Origin of the sequence: Pleionea sediminis, assembly GCF_007570825.1 — a bacterium.
In the GTDB taxonomy this organism is placed as follows: Bacteria; Pseudomonadota; Gammaproteobacteria; order Enterobacterales; family Kangiellaceae; genus Pleionea; species Pleionea sediminis.
This window is the reverse complement of sequence record NZ_SUNB01000008.1, coordinates 106,163-128,856: the sequence shown is the minus strand read 5'-3', so window position 1 is coordinate 128,856 and position 22,694 is coordinate 106,163. Positions and strand designations below refer to the sequence as shown.

At 39.2% G+C, this 22,694-nt stretch carries 20 protein-coding genes, 1 pseudogene and 1 riboswitch; of the genes and pseudogenes, 16 read left to right on the top strand and 5 right to left on the bottom strand.

Translation table 11 applies throughout. The annotated features are described in order from the left end of the window. Positions 1 to 125 precede the first annotated feature (125 nt). The 7 genes from FAX86_RS20330 to moaE all read left to right on the top strand — a co-directional run bounded on the left by FAX86_RS20330 (position 126) and on the right by moaE (position 7,261). On the top strand, positions 126 to 3,485 hold the full coding sequence (locus FAX86_RS20330) for an Ig-like domain-containing protein (RefSeq protein WP_144395335.1): 3,360 nt from the start codon (positions 126 to 128) through the stop codon (positions 3,483 to 3,485). Between the two features lie 227 nt (positions 3,486 to 3,712). After that, a riboswitch (molybdenum cofactor riboswitch) is annotated at positions 3,713 to 3,923 on the top strand. Continuing rightward, the gene (gene moaA / locus FAX86_RS20325) at positions 3,912 to 4,892 is read left to right on the top strand and encodes a GTP 3',8-cyclase MoaA (RefSeq protein ID WP_144395334.1); all 981 of its coding nucleotides are present in this window, start codon (positions 3,912 to 3,914) and stop codon (positions 4,890 to 4,892) included. It overlaps the preceding riboswitch by 12 nt. 9 nt (positions 4,893 to 4,901) lie before the next feature. Next, positions 4,902 to 5,456 (top strand): molybdenum cofactor guanylyltransferase, encoded by a 555-nt coding sequence (gene mobA / locus FAX86_RS20320; protein ID WP_144395333.1) that lies wholly within the window; start codon positions 4,902 to 4,904, stop codon positions 5,454 to 5,456. A gap of 34 nt (positions 5,457 to 5,490) precedes the next feature. After that, positions 5,491 to 6,045, top strand: a complete 555-nt coding sequence (gene moaB / locus FAX86_RS20315) for a molybdenum cofactor biosynthesis protein B (protein ID WP_246128698.1) — start codon at positions 5,491 to 5,493, stop codon at positions 6,043 to 6,045. Further along, positions 6,045 to 6,545: a cyclic pyranopterin monophosphate synthase MoaC gene (gene moaC / locus FAX86_RS20310; RefSeq protein WP_144395332.1), complete on the top strand. Its 501-nt coding sequence runs from the start codon at positions 6,045 to 6,047 to the stop codon at positions 6,543 to 6,545. Before moaB ends, moaC begins: the two co-directional genes overlap by 1 nt. Beyond that, entirely contained in the window at positions 6,538 to 6,783 is a 246-nt protein-coding gene (gene moaD, locus FAX86_RS20305; protein WP_144395379.1) for a molybdopterin converting factor subunit 1, read from the top strand. The genes moaC and moaD overlap by 8 nt, the downstream gene beginning before the upstream one ends. Positions 6,784 to 6,817: 34 nt before the next feature. Continuing rightward, complete coding sequence (moaE, locus tag FAX86_RS20300; protein WP_144395331.1) at positions 6,818 to 7,261, top strand: molybdopterin synthase catalytic subunit MoaE; 444 nt, start codon at positions 6,818 to 6,820, stop codon at positions 7,259 to 7,261. 179 nt (positions 7,262 to 7,440) lie between these two features. Here moaE and FAX86_RS20295 read toward each other — a convergent pair whose 3' ends face one another. Further along, on the bottom strand, positions 7,441 to 9,036 hold the full coding sequence (locus FAX86_RS20295; protein WP_144395330.1) for a hypothetical protein: 1,596 nt from the start codon (positions 9,034 to 9,036) through the stop codon (positions 7,441 to 7,443). Between the two features lie 408 nt (positions 9,037 to 9,444). Between FAX86_RS20295 and FAX86_RS20290 the strand changes: the two genes are divergently transcribed. Beyond that, entirely contained in the window at positions 9,445 to 10,362 is a 918-nt protein-coding gene (locus tag FAX86_RS20290) for an SMP-30/gluconolactonase/LRE family protein (protein ID WP_144395329.1), read from the top strand. Between the two features lie 164 nt (positions 10,363 to 10,526). On the opposite strand, the gene FAX86_RS20285 is transcribed toward FAX86_RS20290, so the two are convergent. Then, positions 10,527 to 11,072: a hypothetical protein gene (locus FAX86_RS20285; RefSeq protein WP_144395328.1), complete on the bottom strand. Its 546-nt coding sequence runs from the start codon at positions 11,070 to 11,072 to the stop codon at positions 10,527 to 10,529. A gap of 935 nt (positions 11,073 to 12,007) precedes the next feature. Here FAX86_RS20285 and FAX86_RS20280 point away from each other — a divergent pair. The 6 genes from FAX86_RS20280 (at position 12,008) to ftsZ (ending at position 17,825) form a co-directional block, all read left to right on the top strand. Beyond that, entirely contained in the window at positions 12,008 to 12,457 is a 450-nt protein-coding gene (locus tag FAX86_RS20280) for a hypothetical protein (RefSeq protein WP_144395327.1), read from the top strand. Between the two features lie 263 nt (positions 12,458 to 12,720). Further along, a complete protein-coding gene (locus tag FAX86_RS20275) occupies positions 12,721 to 13,920 on the top strand; it encodes a hypothetical protein (RefSeq protein WP_144395326.1) in 1,200 nt (399 codons plus the stop codon). A gap of 133 nt (positions 13,921 to 14,053) precedes the next feature. Beyond that, positions 14,054 to 14,536 carry a 3TM-type holin gene (locus tag FAX86_RS20270; RefSeq protein ID WP_144395325.1) on the top strand — a complete coding sequence of 161 codons (483 nt, stop codon included), beginning with the start codon at positions 14,054 to 14,056 and terminating at the stop codon, positions 14,534 to 14,536. Then, entirely contained in the window at positions 14,533 to 15,339 is an 807-nt protein-coding gene (locus FAX86_RS20265; RefSeq protein WP_144395324.1) for an N-acetylmuramoyl-L-alanine amidase, read from the top strand. Before FAX86_RS20270 ends, FAX86_RS20265 begins: the two co-directional genes overlap by 4 nt. Positions 15,340 to 15,359: 20 nt before the next feature. Then, a complete protein-coding gene (gene ftsA, locus FAX86_RS20260; protein WP_144395323.1) occupies positions 15,360 to 16,631 on the top strand; it encodes a cell division protein FtsA in 1,272 nt (423 codons plus the stop codon). Between the two features lie 27 nt (positions 16,632 to 16,658). Then, entirely contained in the window at positions 16,659 to 17,825 is a 1,167-nt protein-coding gene (gene ftsZ, locus FAX86_RS20255) for a cell division protein FtsZ (protein WP_144395322.1), read from the top strand. A gap of 82 nt (positions 17,826 to 17,907) precedes the next feature. On the opposite strand, the gene FAX86_RS20250 is transcribed toward ftsZ, so the two are convergent. Next, complete coding sequence (locus FAX86_RS20250) at positions 17,908 to 19,950, bottom strand: ATP-binding protein (protein ID WP_144395321.1); 2,043 nt, start codon at positions 19,948 to 19,950, stop codon at positions 17,908 to 17,910. 597 nt (positions 19,951 to 20,547) lie between these two features. Between FAX86_RS20250 and FAX86_RS22820 the strand changes: the two are divergent. Further along, positions 20,548 to 20,829: pseudogene (locus FAX86_RS22820) on the top strand (SDR family NAD(P)-dependent oxidoreductase); the annotation flags it as partial. A gap of 55 nt (positions 20,830 to 20,884) precedes the next feature. After that, on the top strand, positions 20,885 to 21,070 hold the full coding sequence (locus FAX86_RS22815; protein ID WP_281286448.1) for an SDR family oxidoreductase: 186 nt from the start codon (positions 20,885 to 20,887) through the stop codon (positions 21,068 to 21,070). 227 nt (positions 21,071 to 21,297) lie between these two features. Here the strand turns inward: FAX86_RS22815 and FAX86_RS20240 are convergent, their stop codons facing one another. Continuing rightward, on the bottom strand, positions 21,298 to 21,783 hold the full coding sequence (locus FAX86_RS20240; protein WP_144395320.1) for a TlpA family protein disulfide reductase: 486 nt from the start codon (positions 21,781 to 21,783) through the stop codon (positions 21,298 to 21,300). Between the two features lie 260 nt (positions 21,784 to 22,043). Continuing rightward, positions 22,044 to 22,499 carry a hypothetical protein gene (locus FAX86_RS20235; RefSeq protein ID WP_144395319.1) on the bottom strand — a complete coding sequence of 152 codons (456 nt, stop codon included), beginning with the start codon at positions 22,497 to 22,499 and terminating at the stop codon, positions 22,044 to 22,046. Between the last annotated feature and the right edge of the window lie 195 nt (positions 22,500 to 22,694).

Sequence of the window (22,694 nt, the reverse complement as noted above, 5' to 3'; positions counted from 1 at the left end):
TTCATAAAAGTAATTGACATTAATTGGCTCTCTCTTAATGAATATTTTTCTTCGTAAAGATTTTTTGAAGTGACGTAAGGTGATTGGGCTGGACCAACCATTCAGGCTTTAGGAGCTCTGTGGCTATGAAATCTTTTCTCATTTTTTTAAGTCTCTTAAGTACCATTTCTTTATCTGCCGATAACTACACTCGAATTACGTCACCGCAACAAAATAGCGTAGTGAACTTTGGTTCGAACGTTCAGGTGATGGTTGATGCAGAAGACGATGATGGTGTGAGTGTTGCCAGATTATGGTTAAACGGTAGTTACCAGAACATTGATACAAGTGCACCTTTTCAGTTCACTCTCGATAATTTGAGTGAGGGCGAGCATCGATTGATGGTGCGTACTAAAGATAACAAAGGCAATGCAACGGATAGTGAAACTGTCGTAATTCAAGTTGTTGAGCAACAGCCTTATACGATAATCACAGCACCAACTCAAGGAGCAGAGATAGATGTTGGCGAACAGATAAACGTTACTGTTGATGCCTTTGACCCAAACGGAGTTTCAGTTGCACGTTTGTGGCTTGATGGCACTTATTATGGAATTGATCAATCGCCACCATTTAACTTTAATATTTCGGAGTTAAGTGAAGGCGAACATACGTTAATGGTTCGAGTTAAGAGTACCAACGGTCAAGCGATTGATAGTGAGCCGGTCACCGTGCAAGTTATTAATCCACAACCTTATACAGAAATCACATCTCCGAGTAATGGCACGGAAATAGAAAACGGTGAAAGTTTTATGGTTTCGGTAGATGCCTTTGATCCCGATGGTATTGAGGCGCTTCGACTGTGGATTGATGATTCCTACTACGATATTGATCAATCACCACCGTTTGAATTTATGGTTTCTGGTCTTTCCTCCGGTGATCATTCATTAATGGTGAGGACACGAGATATAAATGGCGAAGCAAACGATAGTGACGTCGTTTTAATTAGGGTAAAAGAGGTACAAAGTGCTTCAACCAAAATTACATCACCTGCTAATGAAAGTTCTATTCAAAGTGGTGAGCGATTGTTGGTGACTACCAATATTTTTGATCCTGAAGGGATCAAAGCGGTACGATTATGGATTAATGGAAGTTATCACAGTTTAGATAAGAGTGAACCCTATCAGTTTTCAGTTGATGGATTGAGTATAGGAACTCATACACTGGTCGTTCGTAGTAAAAATTCAAGCGATCAATTGCTGGATAGCGCACCTGTAATAATTCATGTTGTCGATAATGGAGATGATGACGGTTCCGGTGGTGGTAATACCGGAGCGATATCATTACCCGTTGAAGTATTTGGCCCTTCGGGAACAACTCAGCAAGTAAGTTTTGAATTGAACAATCCAGATGATATTACACATTTATACTTACGATGTAACGCCTGTGGATATCATGACGTTCGTCTCGATAGAAATACCAATAAAGTGAAAGCATCCGTTCGTATTAATGATGGTTCACCCATTGCGTTAAAACATTTTACAGAAAATGGTCGTGTTTATGGGAATTCACAGATTAATGTTATTGGCGGAGAAGCCGATTATGGTGGTATCGGTGGTGGATTTAGAACTGTAAGAATGACTGTTCCCATCAATGGACTTCGACGTGGTCAAAATGTTTTGACGTTCGAACATAAAGATGCCGAAAATCCAAGTATAGGATTTCGAATTATCGATTTAAATTTATTGCGCAATGGTAACCTGAGTCAAAAAGTATGGAGTGAAAATGATTTTAATCATGATAATCCAGCAGATTGGGAAGCACCGCGATCATCAGTCTCTGAAATTGCTGAAGGAGCATCATTATGGCGCGCCAGAAATCGCTTGTATGATCCTTGGCTAGACAGTCTTGATGGGCGCGGAAATGGAAGCGGTTCCATGAATGGTGAAATGCGAGCATCCTGCGCCGATTGTCACGCAGAAGATGGTCGTGACTTAAAGTATTTTAATTTTTCGAATGAATCTATTATCGAACGCTCAAAGTTCCATGGTTTAACGCAAGCCGAGGGAGAAAAAATTGCGTCGTATATTCGCAGCTTAAATATTCCTGTTGTCGATCAAGCTCGTCCGTGGAACCCTGCTTATCAACCTGGCCCAGGACTGGACAATCGTCCAGTTTATGAATGGGCCGCCGGCGCAGGTGTCGACGCAATTTTAGATCGAGATCAAGATATTGCGCCTTACTTATTTCCAAATGGAACGTTGTTAAACGACGTCCGTCGCGTGGTTGATCGGTATGGCAAATTAAATTTTCGTGAACTACCCATGAATATGCCAATGCCTGAGTGGAATCAATGGCTGCCTATTGTGCATCCTGATGATGCTTTTGACATTAATGCAACTGCAATTCGATCCGATTATCGCGGTCGCAATGTCGGTATGCCGTATTATAAAAAACTTTACGAAGACGCACGTTCAAATCCAAATCCTTCAACAATAGGAGCATTAGCTAGAGATGTTAAACAGTGGTTTCGAAAAGGTGTGATTTGTCAAAATGGTGACATCATGCGTGCCATAAGTAACGATGTGTTGCGCACTATTAGATTGCCAATACCTAATGTAAATTTGAATAACTGTAACAGTATTGAGAACTCGAATACTGCTTTACACCGAATTGAAGATGCTAAACGAGGGTTAACGGCCTGGACGTCGGTTAAGATGTGGGAAATCATGCACTCGATGAATCTTGAAGAGCAATCGGCAACAATGACACATCCGGTCTGCTCTGACGGTCGCTGCGTTGATGGTAGTGAACCTCGTGGCTGGGTTGCTGATGGTCGTAATGTCTTTGATAGACCACCGCATTTTACTGGTACTCAGGGGCGATTTTTCTTTTCACAAAGCGAAATGTTGGGAATATTTGAAAGTAGCACTTGGTATCATCTTAATATGATTCTTAATACTGGGTATCGCCGCAGCATGCCTTCGCATTTTGCTTACACATACAGTCATGTAGAACTGCTACAACGTTTTTCGGGGATTCCACAAGGATTTAAATTTTGGGCCACTATGATTAAACAACGACAATTGCAAACCAACGGACGTTATGGTGTTGAAGCCGGATTAGATTTAAGAACCGCGCAGCCTTATGTGTATTATGGCACAGCACGCCGTACCACCAATACGGATACTCAGTCGAGTGTTGGTAGAACGTTGTGGCGTTATTTAATTCAAGCCATGCTAGAGGATTTTGTCGAAGATGCCAATAACGCTACGGCTCAAGACTGGGCAAATGCAACTCATAATAGAAAAGTTCAGCCACGCAATAGTACTGATTTTTCACCCTGTGGTTCTCGTTGTTCTTTTGACCTCGGACAATTTCAAGGGCGAAATACATACCGTGTTATTCCGAAATTTCGAGAGCTCGGAGTACCTGAAAATGTATTAAGCGACTTAATTGACTGGTGCGAGAAAACCTGGCCACGAGGTCCATGGAATGACGTTCGTTAATCTATTGTTTTTAAATCTTGATTTATTTTAGTTAGCAATAAGGCTTATCCTGACAAAAAAACGTTAACATTTCTGTCAGGACAAGCCTGTCTGTCATTACTGGACTCATTATGCAATTTGTAATGTCATTCTTACTGTTTAGGTAGTATCTATCTTTTAGCCTTCATTTCTTCTTGCTTATTTTCTTGATTCGATTGTTTCGTTTGTTGTTAAACAAGCGTATAGTGGTGCGACATAAACTCCGAGCTGTTTGAGCTAAGTCGCTGATAACATTATAGAGTTTTCTTGTGAAGATGATATCTCGATAAGTTTATTCCGCCGTAACAACTTTGATTCTCAATCAAAAGTAATTGAGAAAGAATCATAGAGTTGTTACCAGGGTTAAGGTAGAAATGACTTAGCCTCCCGTATTTGGAAAGGTGTGATATGTTACAAGATCAACAGGGTCGCGAATTTCACTATTTGCGATTATCGATTACTGACGTCTGTAATTTTAAGTGCAACTATTGCCTACCTAATGGTTATGAAAAGCCAAAAGCTCAGGCTGAAACTTGTGCGCTTCAACTTTCAGAAATTCAATCTATCGTTCAAGCGTTTGCTCAGCTGGGCACCAAAAAGGTTCGCATCACTGGTGGGGAACCATCAATTAGAAAAGATTTACCCGACATCATTTCACTGTGTAAGAATACGCCTGGTATTGAATCTGTAGCCGTGACTACAAACGGTTATAACTTAAAGCAGCGAGTGTCCGATTGGGTTGATGCTGGACTGGATCGATTGAATGTCAGCATTGATAGTTTCGATCCGAAAATGTTTGCAGCTATCACAGGACATGATCGTTTGGATGAGATATTAAATGGGATTTCTTATGCGCAAACATTGGGTCTCAAATCAATAAAGATCAATACGGTTTTGATGCGCCAATTCAATTATAATGATCTTCAAGCGTATTTAGATTGGCTTAAGAATAAGCCGGTAACGTTACGGCTCATCGAATTAATGCAAACAGGCGATAACTTTGAGTTTTTCAAAGATAATCACGTCTCCGGTTTACCGATAAAAAAGCATTTGTTGCAAACCGGTTGGACTCGAGTTCTGCGGAGCCAAACGGCGGGACCTGCCCAAGAGTTTCAGCATTCGGAGTTTAAGGGGCGAATCGGTTTAATTATGCCCTACGATAATGACTTTTGCTCCAGCTGTAATCGATTGCGTATTTCTTCTCATGGAAATTTACATCTTTGTTTATTTGGTGAACATGGTATACCTCTTCGACAATGGTGTGAGCCAGAGAATATAGAAACGTTAGTCGATAAAATTCGATGTTATGTCACACAAAAGGAAGCATCGCATTTATTGCACGATGGCTTCACCGGATCGACAAAGCACTTATCAATGTTGGGAGGCTAACCTTTATTTATGATCGGAATCGTTTTAGCCGGCGGCTCTTCAACTCGGATGCAAAAAGATAAAGCGTTAATTCAACATCCTGTTAAACCTTTACAGAGTTGGTTGGATCATGCCTTAGAGATTTTAATGAAAGTAGGGTGTCGAAAAGTTATCGTGAGTGGCAAAGAACATGATGGTATTCCTGACAACCATCTCGACAAAGGCCCTCTAGCAGGAATCTATAGCGTTGCAAAATCAATCTCGGTCAATAAACTACTAATAATTCCTGTTGATATGCCATTGTTGCATGAATCTCTGCTTGCTGACTTAGTATCAGAGTCCGATTATCATTCGAATGTCTATTTTAAAGACAGTTTTTTTCCGATGGTGATAACCTGGGAAGAGCAATACATCGATTATTTGGAGCGCGTGCTTAATGATGAAAGTTCGGATTGTTCCGTCCGTACTTTTTTAGCCGAGATTAATGCAGTAGCTATTGATTGTGAACGACCCCAAAATTTAATGAACGTAAATACACCCGACGATCTTGAGCGTTTGAAGCAACTCTCAAAAGAAGACTATTAAAGACAACTTCTATTATTAAAACATTGATGTATGTATGATGACTAAAAATAATAAAACACCAACTAAAATTTCGTTAAATATTGCTGTGTTAACCGTTTCTGATACACGGTCAATCGAAAATGATACATCGGGTCAGCTGCTGGCTGATAATGTTCGCGAAGCCGGACACACAGTGACGGAACATTGCATTGTAAAAGATGATATTTATCAATTAAGAGCGCTTGTTTCTCGCTGGATTGCCTCTTCAAATATTCAAGCGGTATTGGTTACTGGTGGTACGGGCTTTACTGCGCGAGACTCAACGCCAGAAGCACTCAGTGTTCTATTTGATAAAGAGGTTGAAGGCTTTGGTGAACTTTTTCGTCAAATTTCTTATCAACAAATTGGCACATCAACCATTCAGTCGCGAGCTGTGGCAGGCTTTGCTAATGGAACGGTCATCTTTTGTATGCCAGGGTCAACCAATGCGTGCCGCACTGCTTGGGATTCTATTATTAAAGAGCAATTAGATAGTACCTATAAACCTTGTAATTTTGTGACCCATTTAAAACAAGTTAACGTTATTGATGAGAGTGAGAGCGGTAACTAATGGCGACTATCAGTAAAAATACTTCGTCTTCACTGACTCATATCAATTCGAAGGGTGAAGCATCGATGGTTGATGTTTCGGAAAAGCCAAACAGCGTGAGAATCGCAACTGCGGAAGGTTATATAAAGATGCAGTCAAGTACTCTGTCATTAATTGAATCCGGTGGTCATGCTAAAGGCGATGTTTTAGCCGTTGCTCGAATAGCAGGTATTCAAGGCGCAAAACAATGCAGTCAATTAATTCCTCTATGCCATCCTTTAGCGCTGAGCAAAGTACAAGTAGACTTTGAAATCCAACCAGACAATCAGCGGATTCGTATTTGCAGTCGCTGTAAGTTAACTGGACGAACGGGCGTTGAAATGGAAGCTTTAACGGCCGTGAGTGTCGCAGCATTAACCTTATTTGATATGTGTAAAGCTGTCGATAAAACAATGACGATTGAAGGAATCAAAGTATTGGAAAAAAAGGGAGGGCAGAGTGGAGATTGGCAACGTGATTAAAGTCTTATTTTTTGCTTCTCTACGTGAAAAAGTGGGCTGTGATTCAATGATCTTTTCGTTGGATGATGTGACAACCGTTGCTGAACTAAAAAAGGCTTTAATCAAATATGATCCTCAGTTCATTCCGGTACTCGAGGGCAAAGTTTTATCGGCGGTAAATCAAGAGCTGGTTAATGATAACTTTAAGATACCTGACGATGCAGAGGTCGCCTTTTTTCCTCCGGTGACTGGCGGCTAAGTCATTTAGCTATTGTGCGAGAAGAGTATCGATTATGATCCGAGTAACGGAAGATGATTTTAATGTTGCCGATGAATATCGGGCTCTTATCAATGATAATGGAAAGGATGGAGCGGTTGTATTTTTCGTTGGACTGGTTAGAGATATGAATCAGGGTTCAAAAATTCTCAATTTGCAGCTAGAGCATTATCCGGCGATGACAGAAAAAGCGCTACAGAGAATTGTTGAGCAAGCAAAAAGCCGTTGGCAATTGGGTCGGGTAAAACTTATACACCGCATAGGAAGTCTTAGTATTAACGACCAAATTGTTTTTGTCGGTGTTACCTCTCAACATCGAGAAGCCAGCTTTCAAGCTGCACAATTTATAATGGATTATTTGAAGACGGAAGCGCCATTTTGGAAGAAAGAAAGAACGCCAGAAGGTGAGCGATGGGTGGATGCGAACGATAAAGATACCGAAGCAAAATCTCGTTGGTAAACTTCATCAAATATTATAAAAGCGAGCTCTGCGTTTAAAGAATTCTTGTCATTTGTTGAGTCATAATATCGCCCAGAATCACTGGGCGAAATTTAAACCAAACTTCATTTAAGAAGCAGGAGTTCGAATGACTATTCTTGTGATGTTTCTTTAAAGCTGAACTCCATTGGTAACTTTTGCTAACGACTCGCCGAAGAAAATTGGTAATCGATGTATTGCCATCGACTTTGGTACCAGGTCCAGAGTCTCAAATAGATGGTTCGGCCATTCGTTGGCAAATTATCGACATATTGACCTTGTTGTCCAGCAACTTTTTTATCAAAAAGATCTTTACCACCCTGAGAGGAACCAACCGACAACCAAACATCGTTATCGATGGGTGTCCACCGAAAGGTTGTTGCACCACCTCTAATGACTGAGTTTGGATCGGGAGAAGTTAACCTTGCTAATCCGTCCTGATTGCTGACAGTTTGATACGTATAGTCTTCATATTGCCATCGGTTTTGATACCAGGTCCACAGTCGTACATAGATGTTGTCTCCATTAATAATCAGATTATTGACTCTTTGACTGTTTTGCCCACTAACATTGCGGTTAAAAAAATTATTGCCTCCTGATGCATCGCCAACAGAAAGCCAGACATCATTATTCGTTGAACTCCATTCGAAAACAACACTGGTATTTTCAATGGTTGAGTTGGGTCGTGGTGCTGTAATTTGAGCTAAGCCCGAATGAGTTCCACCACCCGTTGAAAAGTCATAGTCCTTGTATTTCCAACTGTTATCTACGTAAGTCCAAAGTCTGACATAAACCGAGCTTCCATTAGTCGGTAAGTTGTCCACTCTTTGTTGAGTTAATCCGCTAACGTTACGATCATAGATGGAATTTCCACCTTGTTCGGTACCTACAGATAACCATATATCGGAGTCAATCGAACTCCAGCGAAACGTTTCTGAACTATTAGTCAAACGAGAGCCTGGACTGGGAGATTGGAGCTCCGCAAGAGATTGGGATTGTGAACTTAAAGGGTAAAGATCAAAACCTTGGTTATCCAAATAGGATAGTCGGTTAGGGACCGTAGAGGTGATGGTATTAAAATCGCTTGAAGAAATTCTATCTCTTTTTACACGTACTGCTAACCAGGTAAGATAGGTTTCAGCAAAGTCTTCTCTGACGGGGTATTCCTCCCCATAATCTGAAATAAAGCGACCATCTCGACTTTGTGAATTTTGCCAATTAGCATTGTTTTGATGATAGCGATCGAGCGTGGCATGAACTCCCTCATGGATGATGGTTTCTTCAACAATGCCAAGGCGTAAATATTCGGGTGTTTTACCCGTATGAATTAATATCCAATTGTCCCAACCAGACCACGGATTGTTGCCTTTATGAATAATAAAATGCGTCAAATCATTTCGCACACTCAGTGGTAACTGACCGATATAGCGAGCGTATTTTTCAGCTTCCACTCGGGCAGACTCTCTTCCGAACTCTGGATTAACTTGTGCTTCGCAGGTTTGTCCATTGCTGAAGGTTATTTGAAATAGATAAGCATTAATCGTTACATTGCCTGATGAGCGCCTATCGTAAACGGTCCTTTGTCCTCTTCCAGTGTAGACAATGTTTGAAAATAAACTGACGTCATCTTCGGTGACGATGTCTGGATCAAAAAATATTGTTCCTGAATAGGGAGCTGCTTGCGCCAGCTGAATGATTGCGAGGTTAGATGCAATCATTAATAAGATCAAACGAAAGAATGATTTAATTAAGTGCATTGTAGATCTCCTGAAACGAGAGAGAAAGGTGTTGGTTTGTGACGTTACGTAAAGAGTAGTTGACTCTATGAAATCAGTATCCATTATAAAAGTTATTTAAATTCAATTAGCAATAAGAGTCGCTGGTAGTGACAAAGGATTGACTTATTAGTGAGATTTATCTCAAGGTTTTTTCTTGTATTACGGTTCTTTAGTGATGTTTTTTACTTTATCTCAAAAATAAACGTTCATGATATCTCAGTTTAGCCTAAGAACTTCCTACAGAGCTCAAGCTTAAAAACATGATACTGTTCTGAAGTTGTTTTTAGCTTTAAAAAGTGATGATTGGACAAGGACGTTTAAATTTAGTCGAACAATATGAGCAAGGTGTTAAATAAGAAAATTAATAAAACGATTACAGGAGTGATTATGAAGTTCAAGTTGTGTTTTTGTCTGATAGCAGGACTCATTATTAGCGGCTGTTATACCAAAGAAACGGTGGTTAGATTGCCCGAGGCGGAAAATTTACATTTTACGGAATCGGGAAGGCTTTTCGTTTCATCGGGTGTTGGTTTTTTCGAGATGAAAAAATCTGAAGGTTCCTATTCATTAGAGAAGCTGAATGAGTTTGACTGCGGCTTTGCCGGAATTACCCAAATCTCTCATTACATTTATACATTGTGTTATGAAATTAAATTTCAAGATGCGAAAAAGTATTTGTATGTTCTGGATCTCAATGATCCGAATCGACACTTAAGTACCATTGCAGATATCAGTGAATACGATTTGCCAAATGGATTAACCAGTAACGGTAAGGACACATTGTATATTGCAAACACGGCTTATTTTGGCAGTGGCTCAATCGTCAAGGTTGATTTATCAGAGAGTCTACAAGTTGTTGATTTGATTCATTCGGAGTGGGCTGCACAAGATGAAAATGTTTACCACCCTAATGGTATCAAATGGTTGAATGATGGGCTTTGGTTTACTGATCTAGGTAATATTAAACGAATCGATCTTTCAGGCAATGCCACAATAACTATGGCCCAATCGTTTGTTAGTCGCTTGACCGTTTATGATGACTTGGTTCCACATTGTGACGGTATTTTAGCTGCCGATTTTGTCGGTGGGCAATTAGTTTACATAGACTCACAAGGAGAGATTCAATACAAAACGGGTATTGCCTCATTTCAAGGTGCGTCATCGTTGCTCGTCGGACGACCACCATTGTTTCAGAGCAATCAAATAGTTGCGACAGAAAGAGGCATCCTGCTTGAGGAAAGCTCTAACATTGGCAACAAGGTTAGCACAGCTACTTTTGACTTTAACTTAAATGATTGCCGCTAAGTCAATCACTTTCATTAATTTTTATACGGACTTATCACGCAAGGATGCCTATACTATCAACGACTGATACTCTTTCAAAACCGCTCGTTTTGATTGTTACGTGTTCAATTTTATAGTTTCCAATTCATACAGGCTATTCGTAATCACCCAAACTTTACTTGCTCTTAGTCGTACGCTAATTGGCGATGAATGTGACGGTTGATCTGACTGGCTAATTCTTGGGTATGACTGAAAAACTCTGGCAAGTATTGATTCCAATTTCTATGCCAGGAAGATAGAGAGACCCCAACAATCTCTGCGCGTTTTCTTTGCGATAAACTCGCTTTCCCGGTTCGCGAACATTTATTGCAATCGATGAGTTCATCCTCAATATGGAGGAAACCTTTTCCTTTGCAAGGCACACATTCGGTTCCTAAAACGGATTCAATTAACATGAGTTTGCTCATTCCTTGCACAAACTCAAAAGGTTGGGATAAGCCTAGTTCGGATAATTTCGCGCTAACAAACCGATTGAAAAATACCAGCAGTAAGTTAGCGGATTCCATATCATCGCAATATTTCGAGCGAGCAAAATAATAGGCTTCTTTTGATAAACGCCCATAGGCTAAAGATGCGGCAATATCATAGCCATTGATGTCGACTTTTCCACGTGCCATAGAGCGTAAATTACTCCCTCGAATCGATAATTTTGTTAAAAGTTGTTCTGACATATAAAAGTCCTCTACCGCTTATTTCACGTTTAATGTTCTTGATTATCTGCAGTCTACAGAAATAAATATGAGTTAAAACAAAGGTTTAAAGGGCTGTCTTTTCTGTGCATGTATTTGTCTGTTAAATACAAATATCCGTAGTTCAGAGCGTTTGGCTAATAGAGATGTGCCTAAAGAAGACAGCGTTAAAGGTAGAAGTTGTTATCTAATGAACTCGATTAGCTTTACACCAAGAGACCTATCGAGTGGCTATTTAAAAGGTTGTGTCGGCATTTGAGGAAACGTGATGTGTAGCGCTTCGACTTAGTATCACTTGGAATTCTGGGCTTAGATATAAGTGTGCGCATAAAACATTCAAACATTATATGCTATTGATGAACTCCTGGAGCTTACGACTTTTCGATGTTAATTATTGAACCTCAATTATTTTGTGGTATCTGATGCTAATGCTTATCCAACTTTTGAACTATTCTTAAAAGAAAATTGGTTTATCGCCAGAAGTTGGTTTCACTGATTTTTATATTTTTAAAATATCTGTTTGACAAGTGAAACAAAATTAGTTTAAATATTTCTATTCTTGGAGTAGTACCCACTACCCATAGCATTACTCTCACGTAAATCAAGCAATTAAAAAGCAATCTCTTTCCAGTGAAAATATCGTATATAGGTGCTTTCTGAATATAAGACATAGCTTATGTCTTCTTATGATGTTAACTGGCCAGAAAAGTACAATAGTTTTTAAGGTGATTATTGATTTGATATATTCAACTTATATCAAGAGAAAGACATTCTAAGCAAAGGTTGGACAGATAGTTCGACAGTACCATGTGAATAATATTCTAATTTACCAACCATTATTCGCTTCCCAAAGCCGGCAGTTTGCCGGCTTTTTTATTTCTTTAATACTCCAATTAATAAAAAAATGAGGTCATCCCATGTCAATTAATAAATTAATTACAGCAAAAGTTAATGCAAACGAAGCGAAAATCATTGTCGATAGTCTTTCTGAACATATCTATAAAGATGTATTTCATGCAATCGACAATATAAAAGAAAAAGTGAGTCAGCTTAAAGAGAGTGAGAAAGTCGAAATTGAGCTGAACATCATGCAAGCTGAGATAACCCTTAATTCAATAGTTGAATTACCCTTCAAAGTTGTCTATGAACTCGTAGGAAAGATCAATGAGCAGTTACAACAAGCTTACACAACAACGCATAGTGACTCTGAAATTCAAGATTTTCCATTCAATACTCCAAAAGTTAAAGATGCTTTAGATAGGAATATTGGGCAGTCCACCAATAAAGAATCGTTGATTGGTAAAAATGAGTTAGAAAAAGAAACGAGTGTTGAATTTGCAAAGCATCTTCCCGGATCAAATACTTAACAAGAAAGCAATCTATAATTACGAGTAAAACATTATTTTGCCTTTGAATTAGTCCTCGCAAAAACTTTAGGAAAAGTAATCCTGGCATATAGGGCTATTCCATAAACTCATTGATTAATAACCTTTGGCACATCTTGATTTAGAAATTGAGTCTCTTAGAAAAAGACTCGTTACAGAAAGATGTTACATCCAATATTTCTATCGATTTACAATAGATATATTCCAAAGAATATTAATTCAAATAGAAAAGCGATTATTCAGTCATGAAGGAAAATAACCAAAAAGAATTGAACATTGATGACGAATCTAGCGACTATATTCTACCATCTATCAAACTAAAAAACTGGCATGTCCCAGATACCTTATTTAAGAATGTGAACTGGGGAGCGAGCGAGCGAGAGTGTCCTGGACAATCTGAGAATCTTTTTGATAGTAATCAAGATATTAGTCACGTTGTAACGTCGCAGAAGTCTCAACCGAAACCATCGAGTCAGAGTGTTTACTCCAAAGAAAATATTAGAAATTTAAAGCATTGCGATGAACAAAAACAGACGCGGACTATTCAGAGTGATGAACGAAAACTGAGCTCTTATTATAAAGATACGGCTGATCAAAAAGTTAAAAAAATAGTTAAGCAGTTCATACAAGTATTGAGAACGAATCATGAACTAGGTTGGCTGACTGATCTAAGCTATCAGCCTATACGAATAAGAGTCGTCGATACGCCGAGCGACTCAAATGAACTTAAAGTTTACTTAAGTGCGAAGACGCAAAGTAAACCTTCTTTTATTGAAGTTGGTGATCTGCAACGATTTGATGACTTAATGAAGCTATTGGATTCCGGGTGGCCGAAGTATCTAAAAATTGAACTTTGTATTAGCCAACATACGATAAATCGAGAGCCCGTTACTGAAATCGTATTTCAGATTGCTTATTTGTTTGGGACGTATTTTGCTCCTTATCATGCACTGATTGAATCGAGTTTAGTGAGAAATCGATTAAGCTATAAAGATAAGTTAATGTTGCTACGTCAATTCTATTCTAAGTCAAAACATCAAGACGACCGAAAACAGCTCCATTTTGGTAAATTACGGTGGATTTACTCTAAAAAAGGGAAAAAACAATCTCAGTTTGAAAATCTTGTCTGCGGATTAATAAAATCCTTTTATAAGGGAGTGGATGCAAACTATCTATGGCGCCGATATTGTGAAGAAGTTTCGCGAATTGACAGTTTATCAGGTGAAGTTATTACTGATCAAAAAAAAGTTGGTCGACAATTTGAGTTTTATAGTGGCTATATTAAACACCGATACAAAGAAAAGAATTATCCTTGGTTTAAGAAATTATTACTGCATAAAAAAGCCTTTATTGTCTCAAAGCTAGTGTTATCCGTTGTTGTACTCGCTTTTTTAAATAGAAATGAGTGGTTCTCACAAATTAAAGCCTTCATCGATAACTTATGACGATAGTCAGGCAAAAGTTATAAGAAGTAATATTCTCAATATCTAATTTCAAATAAAGTCATTCTCTAGTTTCTATTGCTTGAAATAGCGAGCATTAAATGGGCTAGTGTATTGATACTAGGAGGTTTCTAATATGAGCTTTTTGACGGATATATTTGGTTCGGGAACAGATTCTCTGATTACGAGTATTACCCGAGTCGCAGATCAATTCATTACTACGGACGAAGAGCGAGATGCTTTTAAACTTCGTATGGCGAGTTTGGTGCATAAACGTGAATCAGAGATCGAGCAAACACTTCGCTCCGAGCAACAGGCAAAGCAAGAGATACTCACTTCAGAGCTTAATCAAGATGACAAGTTTACCAAGCGAGCTCGCCCAATGTTGGTCTATTTTGGTTTATTAATGATCGCAATTAATTATATGATTTTTCCTATTTTGGCTCGAATTACATCTATGGATGCTACACCGTTACCAGATTTACCGTGGGAGTTTTGGGCTGGCTGGTCTGGAATTGTTGCGACCTGGAGTATTGGGCGTTCAGCAGAAAAAATTGGTGCATCTAATAAAATTACACGATTAATTACAGGTCAAAAAAATTCTGGAGTTGTTGGATGATAGCTTCTCACCGATTAAAAGACATTCCGTTTCACGAATCGATTAATGTCGGGGAGGTTATGGAATCATTACCCAGTGCAATTGTTATTCATTACTCTGGCAATGATTCACTCGCTGGTACCGTTAACTGGTTATGTGACAAACAAGCTCGAGCATCCGCTCATGTTGTTGTTGGTGAAGAAGGAGAAATGGCTCAATTAGTTCCTTTTAACCAAGTAGCTTGGCATGCGGGCAAAAGTAAATATAAAGGAAAAAGCAACTTTAATAATTTCTCCATTGGAATCGAGTTGGTTAATCCAGGAAAGTTGGTCAGAGTTGGTGATGAATATCAGGCGTGGTTCGGTAAAACTTATCCTGCAAGTCGTGTAGTTAAAGTCGAAACTAAGAATTCGCAAGAGTATTGGTGTTCCTATTCGATTCCGCAAATTCAAGCATTGAAAGAGCTCATCCTAGTTTTGAAACGTCATTATCCGATCAATATGTTGGTTGGTCATGAAGAAATTTCACCTGGACGAAAGGTTGATCCCGGTCCTGCGTTTCCGCTCGAAGACATGCGACGTCAGCTTATGGATATTGATCGAGATGGACTGCTTAATGAAACTGAAAAATCCGATATTCAATTGGGTGAAGTTATTGCACAACAGTTGAATATTCGTAGTTCGATTCGAGGAGTTCCGCGAAAGGGCCCACTTAAACGTGGTAAACGAGTCTGGATTCTCGAGGAGAGTAACGATTGGTATAAAGTTTTTGTCGAAGAGACCGGCTGGGTAAAGAAAGAGTTCGTAAAACTTTTGGATAAATAGTTTGCGAGTCTGGAAATAAAATGGTTGATGAGCAAGGTAATCCTATGACAAAGCAAACACAAGAGAGACTACTTGTTGGCGTTGAAGTAGGAGCTTCAAAAGTAGCCGTTGTCATTGGCAGTACTAGTGAAGACGGTCAATTGAAAATAATTGGCGCAAATGAGGTTCCATCGAAAGGAATTAAGCGAGGGCAAATTGTGGACGTTGAGTCTCTCGTTTATTCGTTGCAAAGAGCGATTGAAAACATCGAATTGATGACTCACTGTGAAGTCTTTTCAGTTTATATGGGTGTGGATAATCAACATGTCAGTTTGTTACATTCGGTGGGTGTTACTAGTATACCTTCGCAACAAGTTGAGCATTTGGATGTACTTAATGCTGCTGAAACCGCAATAAAAACCGTATTTTCTTATGACTACAGGACTTTGCATGCTTTGGCTGATTATTATTTTATTGATAGTCAGTTTTGCAAAAGCTCGCCGTTGGGCTTGCAAGGTGCACGCTTAACAACTTACATCGATATTATTAATTGTAGTGAACGAATATGTCGAGATCTTACCTATTGTATGAGTCGAAATGAACGTAGTATCGACCAATTTATTCATACTCAACTTGCCGTTGCTTACAGTATTTTAACTCAACAAGAAAGAGAGTTGGGCGTTTGTTTGATTGATATTGGCAGCGATACAACCAATATTGTGATGTTTTGTCATGGTCGAATGGAAAAGAAAATCACATTACCTATTGCGGGTCACTCGATTACTCGTGATATCGCTATGATATGTCAGGTACCCATTTCAGAGGCAGAAAATATTAAACAGTCATTTCAGTTTGATGTGGAAAAATTTATCAGTCATCTGAAAACTGACAAGGAAAGTAGCTCGCCCTTTAAAAAGGATGAACTGATTTTGCACATTATGGGATTTCGTTTACTCGAGCTGTTCGATTGGATCAGTGAAAGTATTGCTTTAAATCACATTGATAAATCATCTTTCTTTCAAGGGTTTGTGTTAACAGGAGGAAGCAGCGCGATAAATGACATTGATATTTTAGCTGAGCATCGATGGAAATATCCAGTAAGAATAGGAAGGCCCCTAGGAGTTTCTTCGATAGTAGAAATCAACAATCATTCCTTACTGAATGCGACGTCACTTATAAAGTACGCAAACGATCAATATACATCATTACATGATTTTACTTTTAAACCGCCCAGCTTCGAGAAAAAGAATCGCTGGGTTAGTCACCTATTAAAATTAATGGAGCGAACAAGAGAGCAACTGGTTAAACGGTAATATTTCTTGCTTTGAGGAGTTTGAATAATGTTTGAGTTAAATGAGCACTTAAATCAAAACGCAACGATTAAAGTTATCGGTATTGGCGGCGGCGGTGGTAATGCTGTTAATCATATGATTGATAATGACATTGAAGACGTAGATTTTATATGCGCGAATACTGATGCACAGGCGTTATCTTCGTTAAGTTGTAAAACTTTAATGCAGATAGGGCGACGGGTTGCCAATGGATTAGGCTCGGGCGCTAATCCTGAGAAAGGTCGTCAAGCGGCGATTGAAGATAGAGATCGAATTATTGAAGTACTAACAGGTGCTGATATGGTTTTTATAACGGCTGGAATGGGCGGCGGAACAGGAACCGGAGCATCACCCATTGTCGCAGAGGTTGCCAGGGAGTTAGGAATATTAACCGTGGCAGTTGTCACTAAACCATTTCCATTTGAAGGCCGAAAGCGTATGCAAATTGCAGAAGAGGGTATCCAGGCTCTCGAGCAACAAGTCGACGCATTAATTGTTATACCGAATGAAAAACTTTTATCAGTGTTGGGTAAAGATACCAGTTTGGTTAATGCTTTTCGAGCGGCTAACAGTGTTTTGTTAAGTGCGGTTCAAGGCATTGCTGAACTGATCACTTGCCCCGGCATGATTAATGTTGATTTTGCAGACGTTAAAACGGTTATGGCTGAAATGGGGTCCTCCGTTATTGGGATTGGACGAGCGAAAGGTGAAAACCGCGCAATGGAGGCAGCAGAAAAAGCGATTCGGAGCCCGTTATTGGAAGAAGTCGATCTTAAAGAAGCGCGCGGTATTCTAGTAAATATTACTGCGGGTTTAGATTTATCACTTGGAGAGTTTTCTGAAGTCGGCGATGCTATATCTGAGTTTGCCTCCGATTCTGCGACGATTGTTGTCGGGACGGTTATTAATTCGGAGCTGCATGAAGAAATACGAGTTACTTTAGTTGTTACGGGGTTAGGTGCTGCGCCGGAGTTATCAGAAACGTCGAGGGACAAATTGCATCATTCATCGAGAGAGAAGTCCGCCAGTCAAATAGATAGCCGAAATCAAGACGAATTGACTTCAGAGGTAGACTCTGGCGAAACTGCAAGTGATATGTCGAATGACGAATTTGAGGGTAGAAATTATGAAGTTCCTACGTTTTTAAGAAAATCGAAACTCAATACCTTTCTATAGTGAAGAGTCTCTTTGAATAAGACACCTTTAAATAAGGTAGTTTCGACTAGGACATTTTTGAATAAGAAGATATGGAAATTCATTAATTATGATTAAGCGTGTGAGTTTTAGTGGCATCGGATTTGGGTGACACACCAAATTTCTTTTTGTATTGACGTGAAAAATACGCTGCGGAACTGAATCCCGTTTTAAGTGCTACCTCTGTTACCTTCAGACCTTGAATTACCATCGGGCGTGCGATTGATAGGCGGTAATCGTTAATATAGTCACGTGGTGAGATTCCCAGTGTGTCTTGAAATTTTCTTAGTAATTGACGTTCACTCAGATAGATAGACGCAGCTAAATCTTTGATTGAAAAATCCGGATTGTGATAATTACTTTTAATGCATTCAATGCTGCGATCGATAGCCGACTGTGATTTTTTATCCAGCTGGGTCAGTTGCACCGAATCATTTTTCTCCAATTGCTCTAATGCATGTTTTTGGCTTTTCTGACGATTGAACAATAAGGTACTGAGTATTTCCAGTAATTCATCTTGGTCGTAGGGCTTACTGATATAGGCATCTGCTTTATAACGAAAGCCCAGAATGCGTGCAGAAGAGGAACTTTTGGCCGTGACTAAAACAACGGGAATGTGACTGGTCGCCGGATTGTTCTTAATTTTATCAAGCAGCGTATAGCCATCCATGCACGGCATGTTAATATCACTAACAACAATGTCGGGGAGCTCTCTTAATGTGTGTTGCAAAGCTTCACTTCCATCGCAAGCACTGCTAACGTTAAAGCGGTCTTTTAGCTGATCATTTAAAAGTTGTCTCATTGGTTTATTGTCTTCAACGATGAGAACACTCGGCTTATCGGAGTTCTTTACCACCTTATCGGATGTAATGGATGGTGCCTTTTCTAATTTGTCGTTGTTACTTTGGGGAACCGTATCGCTCATCATCATTGATAACTGTTCTGCATCAAAATCATGAATCTCAATGTTTTCTTGCCTGGTACCAGCAACTCGCGGCATGATGACTGAGAAAATTGAACCTTCTTCGAGTTTACTTTCCACCGAAATATTTCCATTGTAAAAGTTCACAACCTCATCGACGAAAGATAAGCCTATACCAGAACCTGACACAGAATGTGTCGCAAGGTTTTTACAGCGGTAAAACCGCCGGAATATATAAGGAATATTTTCTTCCGCAATACCAGGACCGTTATCTGACACGGTAACCTTATATCGCTTATCATCGTAACAACTTAAGTTAACCGTGATTTGACCGCCTTGCTGAGTGTACTTAATGGCGTTGGAGATAAGGTTTAACAACATCTTTTCAACTTGCTTGATATTGCATGTTTGAAAAATATCATCTGAAACCTTTGTAATTAAGCTTTGATTTTTTAGGTCGGCGTAAGCACTTAATTCAAAGCAAATGTCCTTAATTAGATTGGATATCGAGTAAGTATTAAATACATTCTCTGAAACAGCTGTGTTTATCCGGCCGATTTCTAAGAAGTCATCGAGAACGGTAGAAAGCCTTTTGGATACATGGTCAATGACTTCAAAGGTTGAGTTTATATCGTCTGAATTTTCTTTCGATAGATGAAGGTTTGCTCGACCTTTAATGATAGTTAATGGTGTTCTAAGTTCGTGCGAAATATTCTCTATTTCTTTTGATTTTGCAACCAGCAAATTGAGTATCTTTTCTTTATCCTCTAATAAGCGTGATGTTCGATCAATCACCGCCTCTTCTAACTCTTTCTCATATTGTTGTTTTAATTGTTTGGTATGCTTTTTAAGGAATATCTTTTTGTAGAGCAATAACAGACACAAAAGAGATGGTATTAATATTAAGATGACTGCCCAACTTAAAGTAATATGAATCTCATTTTCTTGAATTGCTCGTGAATTACTCGGGCGATCTAAACTCGTAGACATTGGCTTAACAATTGAATTATGACTTTGAAATAACAATTGATTGACCAGCGTGGCACGTAATTCAAAAGAATTCTTATTTAGCGAGTGAGTCGTTAAATCTTTCGCCTTTAATGCCGGTGCCGCAGTGGTGTCACTCACCAAACTAAGCAGTGCAATACCCAAAATTAGAATTATGGATTTTGAATAATATTTCATCAGGAAAAAATGATTTTAATGGTTAAAACAGGGAGCATTAAAGTGTTTCTCTTATTTTTCTTGTTATTCTTAAGGGGTAAAGCCAACTCTTTATGTCACAGCGGGAGAATCTCATAAACAAATAACTAAAGATGATGCCGATAATCTTTTATTTTATGAACAATCAATTTTACAGTCCTACCTTCGTTCATGAGACCACAGTTGCGATTTATCTCACAAGAGAAAAATTACCTTTAAACTTTGTCCGGTTAATGACTGTTTGCTAAATGTAACCTTTGTTTTAGACTCTTGCTGTTGACCTTCACCTTGTCTATTCAAGTTAGCCAAATTATTGATGTTAACGCGTATGAAAAACGTCCACTTTTGTGATCTAAATTATAACTCAACATTTTCAAAGCCTTTATATTGGGACTGATGGTAATTGGTTCAAGTTTTTCCGGTTTAAGTTTTTTTGGCGGGAGCGTTATCTTCGGAGCGAAGTGCACTTTTTTGCTAGGGGGAAGATATGAATTCATCAATTCAATCCGTCGTGTTAGTCACAGAAACCAGTGCGGGTATTGGTAAAGCGACAGCGGAAGCGTTTGCCAGACGGGTGATTGCGTTGTGCTGTCGGATATCGACAAAGCTCGGGGCGAACAAGTGGCTGAAACTCTTCGCGAAATGGATCAACAAGCTCATTTTATCGCCGCTAATGTTGCCGAGGAAGATTCCGTCAAATGGCTATTATCCGAAATTAAAGCTCGATTTGGTCGTTTGGACTATGCCTTTAACAATGCAGGCATTGAAGAACTTCAAGGAAAAACCGCAGAATGTATAGCCGAGAATTGGCACAAAACGATTGCGGTTAATTTAAGCGGTGTATTTCATTGCATGAAGTAGGAATTGCCATTAATGCTTCAGACAAACGGTGGTGCAATTGTGAATATGGCGTCAATTGCAGGCAAAGTTGGTTTTCCTTCGTTACCTGCCTATTTCCAAAGGAGGGGTTATCCAACTTACTCGTACTGCTGCGCTAGAATATGCTACTCGCGGGGTGCGAATTAACGCTGTTTGTCCGGCGGTGATTCATACTGAAATGGCAGAACGGATTACTCAACACGAAGAACAGACGTTAAAATAATTTGCAATGTTTCAACCGATGGAACGGGTCGGACAGCCTTCTAAAGTTGCCGACTGTGTCTTATGGTTATTTTCAGAATAATCCAGCTTCATTACGGGACAAGTCATCGATGTCGATGGCGGCTATTTAGCTCGCTAATCAGCATTTGCTTGTGTTTTAAATGAAAATTAAAAACGGCGCAAGGTGCAATTGCAGTGAGAGCAAAACTATAGCGCCCTTATAAAAAGCTAAAGACCCAACTGCTCCAGCATAAAATTAACGTTAGTACTGCCGCCACGGAGTTCTTGTAAAACATTTCCATCGGTATCGGTAACCGCAAAATAGGGTACAGCTTCAACTTCGGCTAAATTAAAGAATGTGCGTTCTGTATCTAGCAAAACAGTGAAAGGATGGTTTTTGGCGTAGCTCTTTAGTTTTGATTCTTCGTCATATCCAATGATCATATCAACCTCAATTCCTTTGGCTTCGGCAGCGGGGACTAATTGATTGATCATTGGTGCTGTTCGTTTACACACGGGACACCAGGGCGCGACATAAATGGTAAGGCATTTTTCTGCCTGGCATGGTCCACCGGCGAGTCGCTTACCTGAATCGGTTTGTGTTGTTGCTTCGTAAGTGGGGAGCGCCGTTGAAGGAATGTTTTTCGGCTGCATATATACCGCCATAACGATAATGGCAAACACCACAGCGAGTACTTTAATTTTTAAGTCCATCTGAATCCTCTAAATTTTATCCACTTTCTAAATATCTATATGAGATAAATAGGAGTCTCAGCCTTTAATAAAATATTACCCGAAAACCTAAAAGAACGAAGTGGCTCTTATACAATCCGCATTTGTTTTGCCTTAAACTGACGCGTTAGCTTACAGTTTAATCCAAGAAAAACAATAAGATATTTATATAACTTAAGACTCATTGTAGCTTTAAAATATGAGTGATGAACAGACATTCGATCGTGTGTTTTCGTCCAGTTCTATTCGTTAATTAACGCAGATTCTACCGTCGGCTGGCTTAGCTTTTCTTCAATAGCTCTCACTAAGTGCGCCGAATCGTTGGTACCTAAGCTCACGGTAGTACCATTTTCTAGTTCTAAAACAACCAACGAAGCACCGCTAACTCGGTACATCCATCCATTAAGCCGTAGACGAATACCAAATCCATGGTACCACTGAGCTTTTTCTACTGAAACTTGACGAATCTGAGTAAGAGGGAGCTTTTTCTTCCAAAATCCGGGGCCAAAGTACCATTGAATTTCTTGATCCTTGATGGTAATCGTCATAGTTGAAAAGAGCAACATAATAGAACTAAGGAGTGCCGTAACAAACCATATTTCGACGCCAATTTGTGGCAATGTCGCAATAATCGTTATAGCGATCGATAATGCCATGATGATAATTATTGGATAACCCACCTGACGATTTTTATACATGCTTATTTGACCTCTGCTACTCAATATAATGTGATTGCTCAATTTAGATTAAAAGAATACTACTGACCGTGTAAATAAAAATGTACTGTTGGAAGACAATATTTATCGATCGGAATGTTTCTTTGACAGCTTGTGTAATAAAGAGAGAATTTAAGGTACTAAACTATCTAATAGAATGAAGAAAATAAAATAGAT

What these genes read in the sequence shown, in the direction of transcription:
- FAX86_RS20330 (WP_144395335.1), top strand. Translation starts at nt 126, where the DNA reads ATGAAATCTTTTCTCATTTTTTTAAGTCTCTTAAGTACCATTTCTTTA.
- moaA (WP_144395334.1), top strand. Translation starts at nt 3,912, where the DNA reads ATGTTACAAGATCAACAGGGTCGCGAATTTCACTATTTGCGATTATCG.
- mobA (WP_144395333.1), top strand. Translation starts at nt 4,902, where the DNA reads ATGATCGGAATCGTTTTAGCCGGCGGCTCTTCAACTCGGATGCAAAAA.
- moaB (WP_246128698.1), top strand. Translation starts at nt 5,491, where the DNA reads ATGATGACTAAAAATAATAAAACACCAACTAAAATTTCGTTAAATATT.
- moaC (WP_144395332.1), top strand. Translation starts at nt 6,045, where the DNA reads ATGGCGACTATCAGTAAAAATACTTCGTCTTCACTGACTCATATCAAT.
- moaE (WP_144395331.1), top strand. Translation starts at nt 6,818, where the DNA reads ATGATCCGAGTAACGGAAGATGATTTTAATGTTGCCGATGAATATCGG.
- FAX86_RS20295 (WP_144395330.1), bottom strand. Translation starts at nt 9,036, where the DNA reads ATGCACTTAATTAAATCATTCTTTCGTTTGATCTTATTAATGATTGCA.
- FAX86_RS20290 (WP_144395329.1), top strand. Translation starts at nt 9,445, where the DNA reads ATGAAGTTCAAGTTGTGTTTTTGTCTGATAGCAGGACTCATTATTAGC.
- FAX86_RS20285 (WP_144395328.1), bottom strand. Translation starts at nt 11,072, where the DNA reads ATGTCAGAACAACTTTTAACAAAATTATCGATTCGAGGGAGTAATTTA.
- FAX86_RS20280 (WP_144395327.1), top strand. Translation starts at nt 12,008, where the DNA reads ATGTCAATTAATAAATTAATTACAGCAAAAGTTAATGCAAACGAAGCG.
- FAX86_RS20275 (WP_144395326.1), top strand. Translation starts at nt 12,721, where the DNA reads ATGAAGGAAAATAACCAAAAAGAATTGAACATTGATGACGAATCTAGC.
- FAX86_RS20270 (WP_144395325.1), top strand. Translation starts at nt 14,054, where the DNA reads ATGAGCTTTTTGACGGATATATTTGGTTCGGGAACAGATTCTCTGATT.
- FAX86_RS20265 (WP_144395324.1), top strand. Translation starts at nt 14,533, where the DNA reads ATGATAGCTTCTCACCGATTAAAAGACATTCCGTTTCACGAATCGATT.
- ftsA (WP_144395323.1), top strand. Translation starts at nt 15,360, where the DNA reads ATGGTTGATGAGCAAGGTAATCCTATGACAAAGCAAACACAAGAGAGA.
- ftsZ (WP_144395322.1), top strand. Translation starts at nt 16,659, where the DNA reads ATGTTTGAGTTAAATGAGCACTTAAATCAAAACGCAACGATTAAAGTT.
- FAX86_RS20250 (WP_144395321.1), bottom strand. Translation starts at nt 19,950, where the DNA reads ATGAAATATTATTCAAAATCCATAATTCTAATTTTGGGTATTGCACTG.
- FAX86_RS20240 (WP_144395320.1), bottom strand. Translation starts at nt 21,783, where the DNA reads ATGGACTTAAAAATTAAAGTACTCGCTGTGGTGTTTGCCATTATCGTT.
- FAX86_RS20235 (WP_144395319.1), bottom strand. Translation starts at nt 22,499, where the DNA reads ATGTATAAAAATCGTCAGGTGGGTTATCCAATAATTATCATCATGGCA.